1 protein-coding gene is annotated in these 399 nt (G+C 33.3%); it reads right to left on the bottom strand.

The features are described from left to right. Positions 1-199: 199 nt before the first annotated feature. Positions 200-399, bottom strand: a 200-nt coding sequence (locus ACYQ4O_RS13000; protein WP_460175876.1) for a hypothetical protein, incomplete at its 5' end; no start/stop codon positions are given.

Here is a 399-nt window from a genome sequence, read left to right as displayed (position 1 = left end):
TGGCCAAAAAAAGTGTTAGCTATGTGAGTTTTGTCAGCGGATTTTCTTCTGCCAACAAAACGGAATGAATCTTTAACGGTCTGGAATTACGTGAAAACTCTATCTCATTGATTTTGCTGATATGTGTAGGCTCACATCAAACTTTTCTAAAATTAATTTAAAAAAGTTCAGACTTTTCCAAAATAAGTTTTAGAAAAGTTTAACTTGTTTCGCTCATCAAGCCTTGATTAATCGTTCTTTTGTTCTGTATGGGCGCCTCTAAGTGCCTCTTCCTTTTTCCTGAGTTTGATACCGAAACCCCCTTATTTTCATAATTACTATCTGAAAATAAAAGGAAAATCTCTCTTGACTTTTTTTGGTTATATGTAGTAAAATAATGGTAATAGTATAGAGAGGGGT

This window comes from Turicimonas sp. TL08 (genome assembly GCF_054660695.1).
This window is presented reverse-complemented; position numbering and strand designations above follow the sequence as displayed.